Genomic DNA, 14856 nt, shown 5'->3' with positions numbered 1-14856 from the left:
TTTTTGATTTTATCAAGAAAAGATCACTATTCTTTTCTTCTTTACCTCGGAGAATGAAAACCCCCTGCTGTATAAGCCTGTCTAGCCCCCGACTTATCCCCCAAACCCATCATCACCCTCCCTAACCAGTAATCAGCCATGGCTGGGTTAAATAACCTCAACTCCTGACATCCTTGAGCAGCTACCTCCCACCACCGTTTACTAGCCTTAGCATTCTTCAAAACTCGATAACTTTCCCCCAACCAAAACGCCGCCGGTACGGATTGCAAATAACCTGCATCTGGTAAAAGCTCCCATGCCTTTTTTAAGGCTTCCACGGCTTCCCGATATTGACGAGCCAAAATCAACACCTGTCCATGATGTAACCAAGTATCCGCTAACAGAGGTTGTAGTTTTGTCCCCTGTTGAGAAACCTGACAACCCCGTTCAATATCTTGAAAATGTTCCACCAATACCCGCCCCGCAGTCGTCCACATACTCCAGCATTCAGGAAAGCGCGTTAACATCTCCTCCACTATGGAAGCAAGAATCGTTTTACTCTTCACTGGATCAGGTGCAAAGGGTAAAATTTCACACAACCTCCGATAAATTTCCCGGTCATGGGGATACAGATAATACGCTTTCTCCATCATTTCCGCCCCTTGCTGGTATTCCCCTGTGTGAAATAAGCACCGCCCATAATAATACCAACCGTAAGGATAATTGGGGCATTCGGTGGTAAATTTGGCTAATACCTTCACCCCTTGCGCCCAATCCCCTCGTAAAATGTGATAGTAGGCTAAGGACTTATGGACTTCAACACTATGGGGAATTGTTCCTAGTAAGGAGGTAATCATTTTTTTAGTGATTTTCCCCTCTTCACCGGATACCATTCTCGCCAGCAAACGTTGATCAATTTGTCGTTGTATTACTCGAAAATCATCACCAGCTAGGGCTATAAGGCTGTTAAACCTCTCTTTCGCCGTTTGTATATCCCCCACCACCATCAGGGCATCATAGCTGTAAATCAGGGACATAACATCATCTGGATTAATTACTAAAACCGGCTCTAGGGTGCGGATAATACCCAGGGGATCTTCTACATTTTGATATACCTGTGACAAAGCCAGTCGGTGAAATACTTGATCAGGTTCTGAATTTATGGCTAAATTAAAGGCTGTGAGAGCTTTTTCATTGTCACCTTTGCAAGTTGCAATCAATCCTTGTATATAATGCTGAGTTACTGGATGTTCAGACAAAAATAGGGCTGTATCATAGGTTTGTAAAGCCTCCTTTTCTTGTCCCATTAACTGCAATATCTTTGCCAATTTTAGATGCACATCAAGTAGTTGAGGTTGTCGTTCAATTACTTGATTATATTCGATAATGGCTTGTGACCAGTTTCCTATTTCGTAAAGCAAATCAGCTAATTCTAATCTTTTTTTCCATCCTTGAGGATATTTTTCAATGTACTTGTTTAAAGTGATAATTTTCTGCTGTTGTCTGGCTGATTTTGCTGCTGTAAATAACTGAACATTCATCTTTAGCCCAGATGGCTGAGTCAATTCCACCAATGATGTGATAGGGATTCCAGGCATATTAAAGTTACTTTGTAATTAATTTCTTGCTGTTGGCTTTTTGTAGGTATTGATGATTCCCAATCATGATTCGATATTTGCTCAGATTCTAATTCTTCTACCATGGGAATCACGGTGTTTAATGGTAAAAAGTAATCAAAAACAGTGTTATCTTCCCCTGCAAGATATTTCTTTAACTGCTTTCGTAGAATCTGCCGCGCTTTTTGAATACATTTACGAACATTCTCTTCAGAAATGGTGAGTTGTTTAGCAATATCTCCATAGGATTTGTTTTGACAACAATGTAAAATCAAAGGATAGCGCAATCTATCAGGTAAAGATGCTATTTTATACTTGAGATATGCGGCCATTTCCACATTCAAAAGCTGAGATTCAGGAAGTGATAAATTAGAAGTAAGTGCTGGATGATCTGCAAGTTGCATATCGTCAATATTATCAATTTTTGCAGATTCTCGTTGACGTTTTCGACGGAAATCTATACAGCAGTTATAAGTAATTTGAGCTAACCACGATTTAGGATGTCTAATGTCATTTGTAGATTGTATCCATTGATTCCAGGCTTTGAGCATTGCGTGATTTACTACATCTTCCGCATCATGAGAATTACCATCCAGCCATTTTAAACAACAGTTGTAAAGATAACCTTGATGTGATTGCCATAATTGCCAAAAATAGTGACAATTATTTTCAGTTGAAGCACTGAATTTCCTTTGTAATGGTAAAGGATTTCCAGTTTTTGTCTCTGCTAAAGAGAAAGTTTTTTGTTGTCTGTTCTCTTGGATATGTGACATAATACTCACTATTGATAACCCTAGTAATAGTATTTGTACCCTACTATTCGAGTATACTTTAATTTACTTTTTCATGTCAAAGATTTTTTGATAACTTTTTTAAAGTTTCCTGTTGATTTGTACAACAAAACAAGCTACTACTAAGGAGTATTAATGCAATGTAACAATTATTGTCCTAATTCAGTAGTTTACGATATTATGAGGTATAGATATTCATGATAAAAATCTTGTGGTGCGGGCATCTTGCCCGCATAATCTTTACCCCACCCTAATGCTAATATGCAGTATGATTGAGAAATTCACCTGGTGTTGGGTTTCACTTCGTTCTACCCAACCTACTTAGACGACTTTGACTACTTCTGATATTGTATTCCCAGTCTAGAGACTGGGAACGACAAATTTACCCAGCCTACTTTTTTAGAAATTACTAAAGTTAGTAATTGCTTCCGTGACTTTACTTACAACTTCATCTACAGATATCGCTCCCAATTCCCCAGAAGCGCGGGTACGAATACTCAAGCTGTTGGTTTCTACTTCCTTCGCACCTATTACAGCCATTACGGGGATTTTATCCTTCTCTGCGTTGCGAATTAACTTACCCAAGCGATCGCCACTGGTGTCCACTTCCGCACGAATACCGAATGCAACCATCTTCGCAGCCACCTCTTTACTAAAATCTAACTGCAAATCACCTACGGGTAATAACCTAATTTGCACAGGTGCTAACCATAACGGGAAATCACCTGCGTACTCTTCAATCAAGATCCCTATTAACCGCTCTAACGAGCCAAAGGGAGCGCGGTGGATCATTACTGGACGTTTACGCGAACCATCTTCAGCTACATATTCCAAATCAAACCGCTCAGGTAAATTATAATCTACTTGCACAGTTCCCAATTGCCATTCTCTTTCTAAAGCATCACTGAAGATAAAATCGAGTTTTGGACCATAGAAAGCCGCTTCACCAATTCCTTCAAAATAGTCCATTCCTAATTGTTGCACAGCGCGACGAATTGCGCCTTCTACTTGATCCCAAACTTCATCACCACCAATATATTTATCACTGGCTGGGTCACGAAAACTCAATCTAGCTTTAAAATTCTTTAATTGCAGACTTTTGAAAACGCTCAAAATCAAGTCCACAACATTGAGAAATTCGCTATCTAGCTGTTCGGGAGTCACAAATAAATGAGAATCATCAACAGTAAAACCACGTACTCTGGTTAAACCACCCAATTCCCCGGATTTTTCATAACGGTAAACTGTGCCAAATTCTGCCAACCGCATCGGTAATTCCCGATAAGAGCGTAACTCACTCTTGTATATTTGGATATGAAAAGGGCAGTTCATTGGTTTGAGAACAAAACCCTGTTCTATGGCTTTCGCTTCCTCATTTTCAGCCATTAACGGAAACATATCTTCTTTGTATTTCTGCCAGTGTCCCGATGTTTTAAATAAATCAACTCTGGCAATGTGGGGGGTAACAACAGGTAAATAACCCCGTTTTAACTGTTCTTTTTTGAGGAAGTCTTCTAAAATTGTCCTTAATAAAGTCCCTTTGGGAGTCCACAAGGGTAAACCAGGTCCAACTAAATCAGAAAAGACAAATAATCCTAGTTCTTTCCCTATTTTACGATGGTCACGGCGTAAAGCTTCTTCTTTGCGACGTTTGTACTCGGCCAGTTGTTCGGGAGTTTCCCAAGCGGTGGCATAAATGCGCTGTAATTGAGCTTTTTTTTCATCACCGCGCCAATAAGCACCTGCAACGCTTTCTAATTCTATAGCTTTGGGATTAATTTCGCTGGTATTTTCTACATGAGGACCAGCGCACAAATCCCACCATTGATCTCCTAAATGGTAAATTGTGATGGGTTCTTGTTTGATATCGGCCAGAATTTCTAGCTTATAAGGTTCTTTAATAGCTTCAATGCGCTCTTGTGCTTCCTCACGGCTAACCTCTTCCCGAATTAATGGTAATTTACGATTAATAATTTTGACCATTTCTTTTTGAATGGTTTTCAAATCCTTATCGCTGAAGGGTTCTGGACTATCAAAATCATAATAAAACCCATTTTCAATCCAAGGACCAATTGTGACTTGCGCTTTGGGAAACAGCTTTTGTACTGCCATGGCCATTATATGGGAAGCTGTGTGGCGAATCTTCTTTAATGTTTCTGACTCGCTGGTACGGGGTAAATAGATTTTTTCGGCTGGTGCGGTTTCTTGATTTGGCGACATTGGCTGTTAAACTTTTGGCGAAGTGTTAAAAATAGAATTGACAAAAAATATCTTTACAACTAAATAATAGTCTACTGGCTATGGTTTCTCCTAAATTTAGCAAAAAACTCCACTTAGCTCCTAGTCAGGACTTTAGTCCTCTCTTTGGGACAGATGATTTTTTTTGTCAGGTTGATTTCTTCCTTTAGAGGTATCTAGAGTTACTCCTAAAGAGCTTTACAACCCTATTGCCAAATTTATATAATTGTGCTTTGTACAGTATTGTTACAGATTTTTTCAGATAGGAAGTTATGAACTGATTGTTAAGAATCGTAAATAACGTTAATATAAAAAAAATTAGGAAATATGCTTCTCATATATGGAGGAATCGAATCTACCAAATGCTGATTTACTGGAAGCCGTCTTACAACCGCTGTTAGAGGATTTTCAATATTGGTTTGAGCGATATCAGCAAATTCTGGAAAATGAGAAAATCCCTTTCATGAGTGAACAAGAGCAATTTAACTTACTAAAACGAGTTGAAAATGCACAAAATGAACTCAACACGGCTAAGATATTGTTTACAGTCACAGGTAAACAAGTGGGAATTGATATGGCAACTGTAACACCTTGGCATCAATTAGTTACAGAATGTTGGAGTGTGGGAATGCGTTTAGGTCAATTAAAGGAATTGTAAAGCCTTTAAAACAATCTAAATCAATCTAAATCAACTGGAAATCGTCAGAATACTAGACAATTCTTAACATTGTTTTCATAAAAAAATAATGTCTCTCATGTTACCTTAATCTAAATATAAGGATTGCACTAGATAACATAGGGGCATAAGTACAGGATTTTACATTCTCTTTTACCGTAGATAGTTTATTTACGGAGTTTAGGTTTTACAAAAAAACATTCTCAACCTTGCTATTCTGGAGGAAAACTCGATGCTACACCTACTCTATATTTTAGCTTTCACCGTTCTGGCATTTATGGCCGTTGGTAATTTAATTCGGAATTTGATTATGTTCAGTTTTGACAGGGAAAGGACTTATTCTAGCAACCAATCATCACCGGGTGGTTTTGGTTATTATGCAGCTAGAAGGCAATATGTTCCCCATCCTGAATTGTTAGATAGTGCTGGTAATATAATTAAAGAACCTTTATTGGTAATGCGTTCCATTAATGTTGAAGATGCGAGAGAACAGTTAGATGCTCTTTATGAATCTTCCCCTAGTCAGAGAATTGATCATTCAGAAGGAGCTTGATTAATACTTTACTGCATAAGTATGATTCTAGCGGACAAGATGCCCACACCACAACATTCTTGAGTTTGTAACAGCTTATGGAAAGATGAACAGGATTGATCATGTATTTTATCGTCATCCTGTAGATCTTTAAATCCTGTAAATCCTGATTGAAACTATTTACGCTTCAATCACTACCCGCAGATTACCGCGTTTTTTCGCAACCCGACAAGCAGTAGTGCTACCAGAACGCTCAAATTCTAAATCCAAAATAGTCCCACCAACACGCAAATTATGTAATGATAAACGATTGATGGATTCTGGTAAAGCCGGGTCAATAATTCGCAAACAATTATTTTGCGCGTCTGGGACTAAATTCACGATCATTTGCAATAATTGAAAGATACTACCGGTAGCCCAAGCTTGGGGTGTACAAGCAACAGGATACTGTACTGGTGCGTTATCACCTTTCATTTCATAACCACAAAATAGTTCTGGTGGTCGTTGATAAGGTTGCTGGGAAGTCATGTCAAATAACCCTTGAAATAATTCCAAGGATTGATCAATTAAACCTAAACTTCTTAATCCCATGGCAATTAAACTATTATCATGAGGCCAGACTGAACCAATGTGATAACCCATGGGATTGTAAGCCGGTGATAAACTACTTAAAGTTCTAATTCCCCAACCATTAAACATATCCGGTGCTTGTAATCTTTCGGCTACACTGTAGGCTTTTTCTGGGAGAAAAATTCCTAAAGATAAACAATGTCCAGGGTTGGAGGTAATACTATCTACTGGTTTACCTTCTCCGTCTAAAGCTAAAGCACAAAAATCTTGATCTTCTATCCAAAAATCTTCATTAAAACGGGTTTTTAAATCTCTAGCTTCTTCTAACCAAATTTCCGTTAAATCTAGCTGTTTTTTAATTTTCGCAATTTCTGCTAATTTAACTTTAGCAGCATAGACATAGGCTTGAACTTCACATAGAGAAATTGGTCCTGTGGCTAATTCTCCTTTTGAGTTAACAATACAATCACCAGAATCTTTCCAACCTTGATTATTTAAACCACGTTTTGACCGCCGATAATAACTAAGATAACCGGTTTTTTGCATATTCCGATCTATCCAATTCATGGCGGCTAAAGCATTCGGCCAAAGTGCTTCTAAGGTTTCTTGATCATGGGTCCAGGCGTAGTATTCAGCATATAACATTAACCACAATGGAGTCGCGTCAATTGTCCCATAATAGGGTGTATGGGGAATTTCTTGACACCGCGCCATTTCTCCTAAACGCAATTCGTGTAAAATTTTTCCTGGTTCTTCTTCCTTCCATTCATCTTCGTTTTTCCCTTGATAATCAGCTAATAACATCAATGTTTCTTTAGCAATTTGGGAATTTAACATCAATGTTTGGGAAGCGGTAATAATAGAATCCCGGCCAAATAACGTTGAAAACCAAGGTACACCAGCAGAAACCGTTTTATATTTACCAAAAGATTGGCGTAATAAGTAAATATCTTGTTCTGCTCTTTCAATAACTTGATTGAAAAGACTTTTATCGGAACTAATGCGGGTAATTTGTTGTACCCAACTTTGCTCCTCCATCATCTCCGAAGATTTAGCTTGTGCTAAGGTAATAGCTGGATTTACCGTTGAACCACCATTGTGATTAATTAACAAGTTCAAACGATAACCGAGCTTTTGGGTTTCGTGAGAGCCTAATTCTAGCCGCCAAATCGCAGTATAACCTTGAAAATCATCCGGTTGTCGGTGTTGGAATTGAATCCGCGATTCCATGATCGAATTATCTAAACCTTGATAGGCTAGAGTCAGGGATTCTTCTTTTTGGTGTTCTGTATTTTTTTCTATTAAACGTAAAATTTGTCCCCGTTTTTCCCGACTATGACCCCGAACTTCAAATAAATCTACAAAATCTGCATCAAAGCTGAGACTTAGTTCAAAATTAATGGTGGTGGTACTATAGTTCGCTATTTCTATTTCTTCAAATAGTGCGCCATTGAGAACAATTTCCCGATGTATCCCAATTGTATCAGGTTTTAACTCCTCTGTGATTTTGGGATTTGTACATAAAACCGATAGAGCAAAACCCTTGTCAGTAGTGCTACTCAGTAATACAGGCGATCGCCCATTAATCTGTAATTCTAAACGACTCAAAAACCGAGTATCACGACAAAACAGCCCCATGCTAGAATTACTTTCGTCTGGGGAACAACTAGAAATATTCCCCATAGTATCCGTCACCAAAAATAAATCATCATCTTTAACTGTCAGCGTTGGTTGTGGTCTTTCACTGACAACACAAGGCCATTCTGGAATTGGTAATTTTTCTGCGGAAATAAATGTTTTTCCATCTAAAACAATTTTTTCTGATAGCTTGCTGGGTGTAGTCATATTTATTAATTTATCTGATATCATTAGTTGAAGTTACCTGTATAGGTGTAAATTGGTTTAGTTTGATGCGGTTCAATTAAAGGAGAAAATATTAACGTTACAACAATGAATCTTCCTAAATGTATACCTTTTTTCTAAAAAGTCAAGCCTGAAAAATGACTATTTTTCAAGAGTTTCTTCCTTGCTAAACCTTGAGAAATGCTAAAGGTAGAGAATACTTACTCAGACACAAAATCTGATGTAAATTATAAAAAAGCTGGAGAAAGATGATCACACCCTCAGAACTATGTAACTCATTAATTACCTCTACTTAGTTTATAGCTCACCTAATCAAAAACCTATGTGTAATTATAAAGACTAGGAGTCTTCTATTATGTCTACAACATCAGAAATTGCAGTGGAATTTCGTAATGTCAGTTTTGAAATTAATCACCGTCCTCTATTATCTAACTTAAATATTAGTATTTATCAAGGGGAAGCCTTAATTTTATTGGGGCGTAGTGGTAGCGGTAAAACCACAACTTTAAAATTAATCAATCATTTACTTTTACCCACCCAAGGAGAAGTTTTAGTAGGTTCAAAATCTACAACTAACTGGGATGCTATCAAATTACGAAGACGTATAGGTTATGTCATTCAGGAAACAGGGTTATTTCCTCATTTTACCATTGCGGAAAATGTCGGACTTGTACCATCTTTAGAAAAATGGCCACTACAAAAAATTCAAAATAGAGTCTATGAAATGTTAAACTTAGTAGGACTAGAACCAGAAAAATTTGCTCAACGTTATCCCCACCAATTATCAGGGGGCCAACGTCAGCGAGTGGGAGTTGCTAGGGCTTTAGCCGCAGATCCACCTATCCTATTAATGGATGAACCTTTTGGCGCACTTGATCCTATCACTCGTTTGGAATTACAACAACAATTTCAATATTTACAACAACAATTAGGAAAAACCGTGATTTTTGTCACCCATGATATTCAAGAAGCTTTCTTTTTAGCCTCTAGAATTGGTTTAATGTATGAGGGAAATTTAGTCGAATTAGGAACGAAAAGAGAATTTCTTAGTTCTCAACATCCAGAGGCACAGGCTTTTTTAGCTTGTTTAAATGCAGCGAAAAGTTGGGAAAAAACTAACTAAAATTAGCATAAAATTAGCATAAAATCATGTTTTTATTTCAATACGGTTCAGAAATTATCCTTCACAGTGGAGAACATTTAATATTAGTAATCATAGCTATGACAATAGCTATTTCTATCGGGCTTCCTGTGGGCATTTTTATCACTCGTCAACCACAACTAGCTTCTCCTATTTTGGGTTTAGCAAATGCAATTCAAACTATCCCTAGTTTAGCCATCTTTGGTTTTTTAATTTCCGTGCCATTTTTGGGAGGAATTGGTAAAATACCAGCCATAGTTGCTTTAACTCTTTATGCTTTACTTCCCATAATTCGTAATACCTATATTGGTATTAATAGCATCAATCCTGCTATTAAAGAAGCTGGAATAGGGATGGGAATGACAGACAAACAGTTATTATTAAAAGTAGAAATTCCTTTAGCTTTACCAGTTATTTTAGCAGGGGTGAGAGTAGCCACAGTTATATCTGTAGGAATTGCTACTATTGCTGCTGCTATTGGTGGTGGTGGTTTAGGAGTATTTATTTTTCGTGGTATTTCGACAGTTAATAATGAATTAATTTTAGCCGGAGCGATACCCGCAGCTTTAATTGCTTTGAGTGCAGATTTTGGTTTAGGATTATTAGAAAAAAACCTGACTAAACCAACAGGGAATAAATCAAATTTTGCGATTATTTTAGGAATAATTACTTTAATTATAGCTGGATTAATTGCATTTAACTATCAACAAAAACCAGCGACGATTATTATCGGTTCAAAAAATTTCACAGAACAAGTAATTTTAGGAGAATTATTAGCACAACAAATAGAAAATCATACCAAGTTAAAAGTAGATCGTCGTTTTAATTTAGGAGGAACATTTATTTGTCATGAAGCAGTTAAAGCGGGAAAAATAGCCGGTTATGTAGAATATACGGGTACAGCATTCACAGCAATTTTAAAGGAAAAACCGATTAATAATCCTGAAATTGTTTATGAAAAAACCAAAGAATACTATGATAAGAATTTGAAATTAACAGTGATGAAACCTTTAGGATTTGAAAATACCTATGCTTTAATTATTCGCGGTGAAGATGCAAAAAAATGGCAAGTTAAAACCCTTTCTGATATTGCTAAATATACTTCACAAATGAACGCAGGATTTGGTTATGAATTTATTGATAGAGAAGATGGTTATCCGGGGTTAGCAAAAACATACAACTTCAATTTTACCAAATCTCCTCAACAAATGGAATTAGGATTAATGTATAAATCTTTAGAAGCAAAAAAAGTAGACATTATAGCAGCTAATTCTACAGACGGTTTAATTCCATTCTTAAACTTGGTGATCTTAGAAGATGATAAAAAATATTTTCCACCTTATGAAGCTGTACCTGTTTTTAATGAGGAGATTCTGCAAAAATATCCAGAATTAAGAGATACCATTAATCAATTAGGAGGTAAAGTTTCTACAACTGAAATCCAAAAGATGAATTATCAAGTAGATAATCAATCTCAACCAGTGGAAAAAGTTGTCAGTGAGTGGTTAAAATCTCAAAAATTATAATTTTCAGATGTTTGATTCTCAAAAATTTTATATTTTTGATCAGGTTTTCTCGGCAATTTCAATAAATTTTTTGCTTTGTTCAATCAAAATTCTCACATCTTCCTCACTCAACTCAAGGGTATCATCAATTAAGCTTTCTTTAGCTTTTTTTATAAATTTTTTCTCCTCCGATGTCATAGAAAAATACCTTCTTTTTTGACATTATAATTAAAGGGAGTATTTTCATTTTCAAACTTTGCTGAAGAGATAAAGTGACGAGAAATAACAACATCGTTGTTTAGACAAATGTTTGAGATTATTTGACTGGTTTTATCAATTTCATGATAGGGATTAATCTCTGATTTCAGAACAACCAGAATATCAATATCAGAAAATTCTTGAGCGTCTTCCCTCGCTTGAGAACCATATAAAATAATTGCTTCCAGTTGGTTTTGATAAAGTTTTTGCAAAGCTTGTTTAACTTCTTGTAATATCAAATTAAGCTGTGATTTGTTCATTGCTTAAATCATCCCTTATAGTTAAGATTTTTGGTGTTTGTTCGTAAGTATTTAGCAACCAGCTATCAGCTTTACATATTGAAATTCAAAAAAACATAAATAAAACATAAATAGTGTATAAATTTATTCATAAATTGATGCCAATAATCATAAATAGCTGATAGATTCTATTATAGCAGTGCTGAATAGTATATGAATTATCAAGTAAATATTCAACCTCGTCCTGTGGAAAAAGTTATCAGGGAGTTGTTAAAATCTCAAAAATTATTGCTTATCTTAACTAAAAAGTAAAAGCAATGCTAAAATAGAAGAAATATTTAACAGTGTAAAAAAATGAATGCATATCAAACTTATTTAATCATTGATAATTCTCAACAGGTAGTTCTCTCTAATTTACCTTTTGCAGTAGGAACAAAAGTAGAAATCAAGATTCAGGTAGTTGATGAAAAAAGATTAGCAGCAGCTAATCAATTGCAGTCTTTATTCAAGGAAATTCAATCTTTACCTTCTTCCCAAGAAATCACAGAAGAAGAAATTAGTGAAGAAATTGATGCTTACCGGAGAGCAGAATGAGGGTTATTATAGATACGAATATTCTCATATCGGCTGCTTTAAAGAATAGAGTTCCTGAACAAGTAGTTTTATTTGTTGCCTGTAATTTAGAGTATACTTGGTTAGTGTCAGAAGAAATTCTTGAAGAGTATCAATCAGTATTAAATAGGGAAAAGTTAAACATTAATTTAGATAAACGAAATCTTTTTCTAAAATGTGTAAAAGATGTTACCACGTTAATTAGAACTGATAATACTATTGAGTTTAAAAGAGATAGAAAAGATGCCAAGTTTCTTAGCTGTGCTATAGCAGCTAAAGCTGATTTACTAATTACTGGAGATAAAGATTTTAGCGAGGCACAGACACTAATTGAGACTAAAATTATCTCAGTTTCTCAGTTTAAAGAAGCATATTTATCTTGATGGAAATTTAAGTTAAATTAGAGGATGTTGGAAAAGTTTTCGGCGAATATAATATGGCTTACGCCACGCTGCGCTATCGCTACTACACAAGCGAAGTCCACCTTCGTGGACTATTATATAGATAATTTCTCCGTGATGTTCATGAGTTGTCAAACTATCAATTTTGACAACTGAAATTTTCCTTATTTACCATCCCCAAGTACCGGGTTCACCTTTAAATGGTCCAACAATATCACTAGTTATCCATCCTCCATAAAAATTACCAGCTTGAGGTATAACTAACTCATCATTAACATAACAAGCATCCATTAAACCAGGGTAAAAACTATAATATTCCTGAATTGATTGAAAATTAGGACTAGGTTGAATATATTTCCAAGCAGCATTATGAATATACTTCTCTCCCACAGAAACATCATAATATTCACAAATACCTTTCCATTCACACATACTTTTTTTAGCTGTTGCTATTAAATATTCTGTTTTAATATCTTCAGCAGGAATATAATAACCTGGAGGATGACTAGTTTCTAAAACTCTTTTTCCCCCAGTTGTTTCTGCTAAAACAATACCATTGACAATGATTTTTAGATGTTTATTAGTATCTTGTAAAATTGCGGGACGAGGATAATTCCAAACAGATTCTTGTCCTGGTTGTGGGGTAATAGATTGTGGTTTCATGATTGCTAATTTATGGTGATTAAGTATCTTGTACTTGTTAGAAATCAGTACGGGCTTTCCTGCCGTTCACCCGTACAGGATTCAGGAGAAAGAATTGATAATTGATAATTGATAATTTTTTCACCAATCACCAATCATCACCAAAAGGTTTCTCTTGAGTCTAAGACTTAACTAACACAATTTTTGAGTCATCAGAGGAAGCTGTGCTTACCATTCCCGAATACTCCCCATTATAATTAGTAAATTCAGCCGGTGATCTGCGAATATTAGATAAACGAACTTGCCAATCGGAAACCTGGTCATAAGTTAAGTGATGAGTATTAGAGGTTGTTGTCCATACTCCCCATAAACAACTATCTTCAAATTGCAGTAATCCCTCTTTGCGTAAATTAAAAGCTTGGGGTGTTCCGGGTAAAGGAATAATGCTATAGCAAGAGGTCTGAAATTCTAATTCAGGGTTAATCTTTACCAGTTCATCTACCAGGTCTGTAATTGCTTCCTCAAGACGTAATAAGTCATCATGATCATCATCAGGTAGACCGATAATAATGCCATAGGTAACCACAGGTACACCAGTGCTAACTACAGATTTCATCAATGTACAATGCTCTTGCCAGGGTAGCAACTTTTTGTAGGCTTCCCGTCCAAAAACAGGACGTTCTGCGGGGATATAAGCCAAAGGACAACCAACTTTTCCATCCCAAGCGAACAAGGCTTGAATCAGTTCTTCATCAGGTCTAAGATCAGTGCTTTCGTAGTTACGCCCACTGCCCAAAGTTGTTTTCCTCAGTTCCAAACCATTTGGCCACATCAGAGATACTCCTATCTCCCGCGCACCATCAGTAATATCTATAATCTCTTGTCGTCCTTGAGGAAATAGACCACGGGCCAGAAATTGATCAGATCCGATATTGATAGCCACTGCCCCCGCTTCCTTCTGGATAGCCAACCATTTCAGGGCTGTTTCTGGGGACATTCGGCGATAACCAGTACCGTAGGTAGGAGTCATGCAAAAATCACAGGTGCGATCGCAACCAATATCTGCCACCAGTGAACCCACAGGTACTTTTCCTTGAACATTGGGAAGAGTCCCTAAACATTCCCTGGCTACTTCCACAGAAGGTAAAGCCCACTCCTCTGGACTTTTGGCTTTAGTTTTTCTAGGATATTGTTTACCGTTGGCAAAAATCACCCCTGAAAGTTCTTCTCTTGGTATTCTTCCCAATACATAATCAAACAGCGCCCAATTTGCAGCCCCAGATTTATCTTGAACAACGGCTGTTGCACCTGCTTTTAAGTAGTGATGGGGTTCAGCCAAAGCATCAGAACCTCCCACCACAATGGGGCGATTTCCTTTAGCCAAATGTTCAATTACCATACAGGTAACTTGACGATCTTGAGAGAAATTAACTGTCACACCCCAAGCATCAAAGGCTTGAGGATCAACGGCGGAAATTTTACCCCCCACATAAGTTTTCCGCAGAGTCATCCCTTTCCAGGACACTTCACCAAACTCTTCACTATAATTGTCATCTCTAAGATTGACTAATTGGGCATCAAATCCTCCGGCTTGCAAGTCAGGAATCAAAACTTGTTTACTGATTAAGGAACGATGTCTATATAACGAAGTCCAATTTTTGCCCTCTGCATCGTATAATCCGGTGGCAGGTACTTCAATTAATCCAATTGTGGGTCTTTTGTGAGATGTTAAGGTCATAATGATCTCCTCTGATTCTTGATATTTTCATGGCATTAGTTGAACTGAAAATCCA

The 14856-nt window shown here is 36.7% G+C and carries 14 protein-coding genes; 6 read left to right on the top strand and 8 right to left on the bottom strand.

Annotation, left to right across the window (positions count from 1 at the left end; translation table 11 throughout):
- Positions 1-41: 41 nt before the first annotated feature.
- The 3 genes from ACIR310F_RS25345 to thrS form a co-directional block, all read right to left on the bottom strand.
- Entirely contained in the window at positions 42-1520 is a 1479-nt protein-coding gene (locus tag ACIR310F_RS25345) for a tetratricopeptide repeat protein (protein WP_071604799.1), read from the bottom strand.
- Positions 1521-1540: 20 nt separating this feature from the next.
- The gene (locus ACIR310F_RS0106910) at positions 1541-2368 is read right to left on the bottom strand and encodes an RNA polymerase sigma factor (RefSeq protein WP_155963658.1); all 828 of its coding nucleotides are present in this window, start codon (positions 2366-2368) and stop codon (positions 1541-1543) included.
- Between the two features lie 417 nt (positions 2369-2785).
- Complete coding sequence (thrS, locus tag ACIR310F_RS0106905; protein WP_028083184.1) at positions 2786-4606, bottom strand: threonine--tRNA ligase; 1821 nt, start codon at positions 4604-4606, stop codon at positions 2786-2788.
- Between the two features lie 358 nt (positions 4607-4964).
- Between thrS and ACIR310F_RS0106900 the strand changes: the two genes are divergently transcribed.
- On the top strand, positions 4965-5282 hold the full coding sequence (locus ACIR310F_RS0106900; protein ID WP_028083183.1) for a DUF2605 domain-containing protein: 318 nt from the start codon (positions 4965-4967) through the stop codon (positions 5280-5282).
- Positions 5283-5532: 250 nt separating this feature from the next.
- Positions 5533-5853 (top strand): DUF2973 domain-containing protein, encoded by a 321-nt coding sequence (locus ACIR310F_RS0106895; RefSeq protein ID WP_028083182.1) that lies wholly within the window; start codon positions 5533-5535, stop codon positions 5851-5853.
- 159 nt (positions 5854-6012) lie between these two features.
- On the opposite strand, the gene ACIR310F_RS0106890 is transcribed toward ACIR310F_RS0106895, so the two are convergent.
- On the bottom strand, positions 6013-8247 hold the full coding sequence (locus ACIR310F_RS0106890; protein WP_035367723.1) for an amylo-alpha-1,6-glucosidase: 2235 nt from the start codon (positions 8245-8247) through the stop codon (positions 6013-6015).
- Positions 8248-8620: 373 nt separating this feature from the next.
- Between ACIR310F_RS0106890 and ACIR310F_RS0106885 the strand changes: the two genes are divergently transcribed.
- Together ACIR310F_RS0106885 and ACIR310F_RS0106880 are read left to right on the top strand one after the other, a co-directional pair.
- Positions 8621-9388 carry an ATP-binding cassette domain-containing protein gene (locus ACIR310F_RS0106885; RefSeq protein ID WP_028083180.1) on the top strand — a complete coding sequence of 256 codons (768 nt, stop codon included), beginning with the start codon at positions 8621-8623 and terminating at the stop codon, positions 9386-9388.
- Positions 9389-9414: 26 nt separating this feature from the next.
- The gene (locus tag ACIR310F_RS0106880) at positions 9415-10932 is read left to right on the top strand and encodes a glycine betaine ABC transporter substrate-binding protein (protein ID WP_028083179.1); all 1518 of its coding nucleotides are present in this window, start codon (positions 9415-9417) and stop codon (positions 10930-10932) included.
- A 39-nt stretch (positions 10933-10971) separates the two neighbouring features.
- Here ACIR310F_RS0106880 and ACIR310F_RS25340 read toward each other — a convergent pair whose 3' ends face one another.
- On the bottom strand, positions 10972-11109 hold the full coding sequence (locus tag ACIR310F_RS25340; RefSeq protein WP_155963656.1) for a hypothetical protein: 138 nt from the start codon (positions 11107-11109) through the stop codon (positions 10972-10974).
- Positions 11106-11429, bottom strand: a complete 324-nt coding sequence (locus ACIR310F_RS0106870; RefSeq protein ID WP_028083178.1) for a nucleotidyltransferase domain-containing protein — start codon at positions 11427-11429, stop codon at positions 11106-11108. Before ACIR310F_RS0106870 ends, ACIR310F_RS25340 begins: the two co-directional genes overlap by 4 nt.
- A gap of 333 nt (positions 11430-11762) precedes the next feature.
- Between ACIR310F_RS0106870 and ACIR310F_RS0106865 the strand changes: the two genes are divergently transcribed.
- Entirely contained in the window at positions 11763-12002 is a 240-nt protein-coding gene (locus ACIR310F_RS0106865) for a hypothetical protein (RefSeq protein WP_028083177.1), read from the top strand.
- Complete coding sequence (locus ACIR310F_RS0106860; protein ID WP_028083176.1) at positions 11999-12403, top strand: putative toxin-antitoxin system toxin component, PIN family; 405 nt, start codon at positions 11999-12001, stop codon at positions 12401-12403. Before ACIR310F_RS0106865 ends, ACIR310F_RS0106860 begins: the two co-directional genes overlap by 4 nt.
- Before the next feature lie 186 nt (positions 12404-12589).
- On the opposite strand, the gene ACIR310F_RS0106855 is transcribed toward ACIR310F_RS0106860, so the two are convergent.
- Both ACIR310F_RS0106855 and ACIR310F_RS0106850 read right to left on the bottom strand, forming a co-directional pair.
- Positions 12590-13084: a DUF427 domain-containing protein gene (locus tag ACIR310F_RS0106855; protein ID WP_028083175.1), complete on the bottom strand. Its 495-nt coding sequence runs from the start codon at positions 13082-13084 to the stop codon at positions 12590-12592.
- Between the two features lie 160 nt (positions 13085-13244).
- Positions 13245-14801 carry a radical SAM protein gene (locus ACIR310F_RS0106850; protein ID WP_028083174.1) on the bottom strand — a complete coding sequence of 519 codons (1557 nt, stop codon included), beginning with the start codon at positions 14799-14801 and terminating at the stop codon, positions 13245-13247.
- Positions 14802-14856 lie beyond the last annotated feature (55 nt).

The organism is Dolichospermum circinale AWQC310F (genome assembly GCF_000426925.1).
Taxonomy (GTDB): Bacteria; Cyanobacteriota; Cyanobacteriia; order Cyanobacteriales; family Nostocaceae; genus Dolichospermum; species Dolichospermum circinale.
The sequence above is the reverse complement of the archived record's forward strand: the minus strand, read 5'-3'. Positions and strand labels throughout refer to the sequence as shown.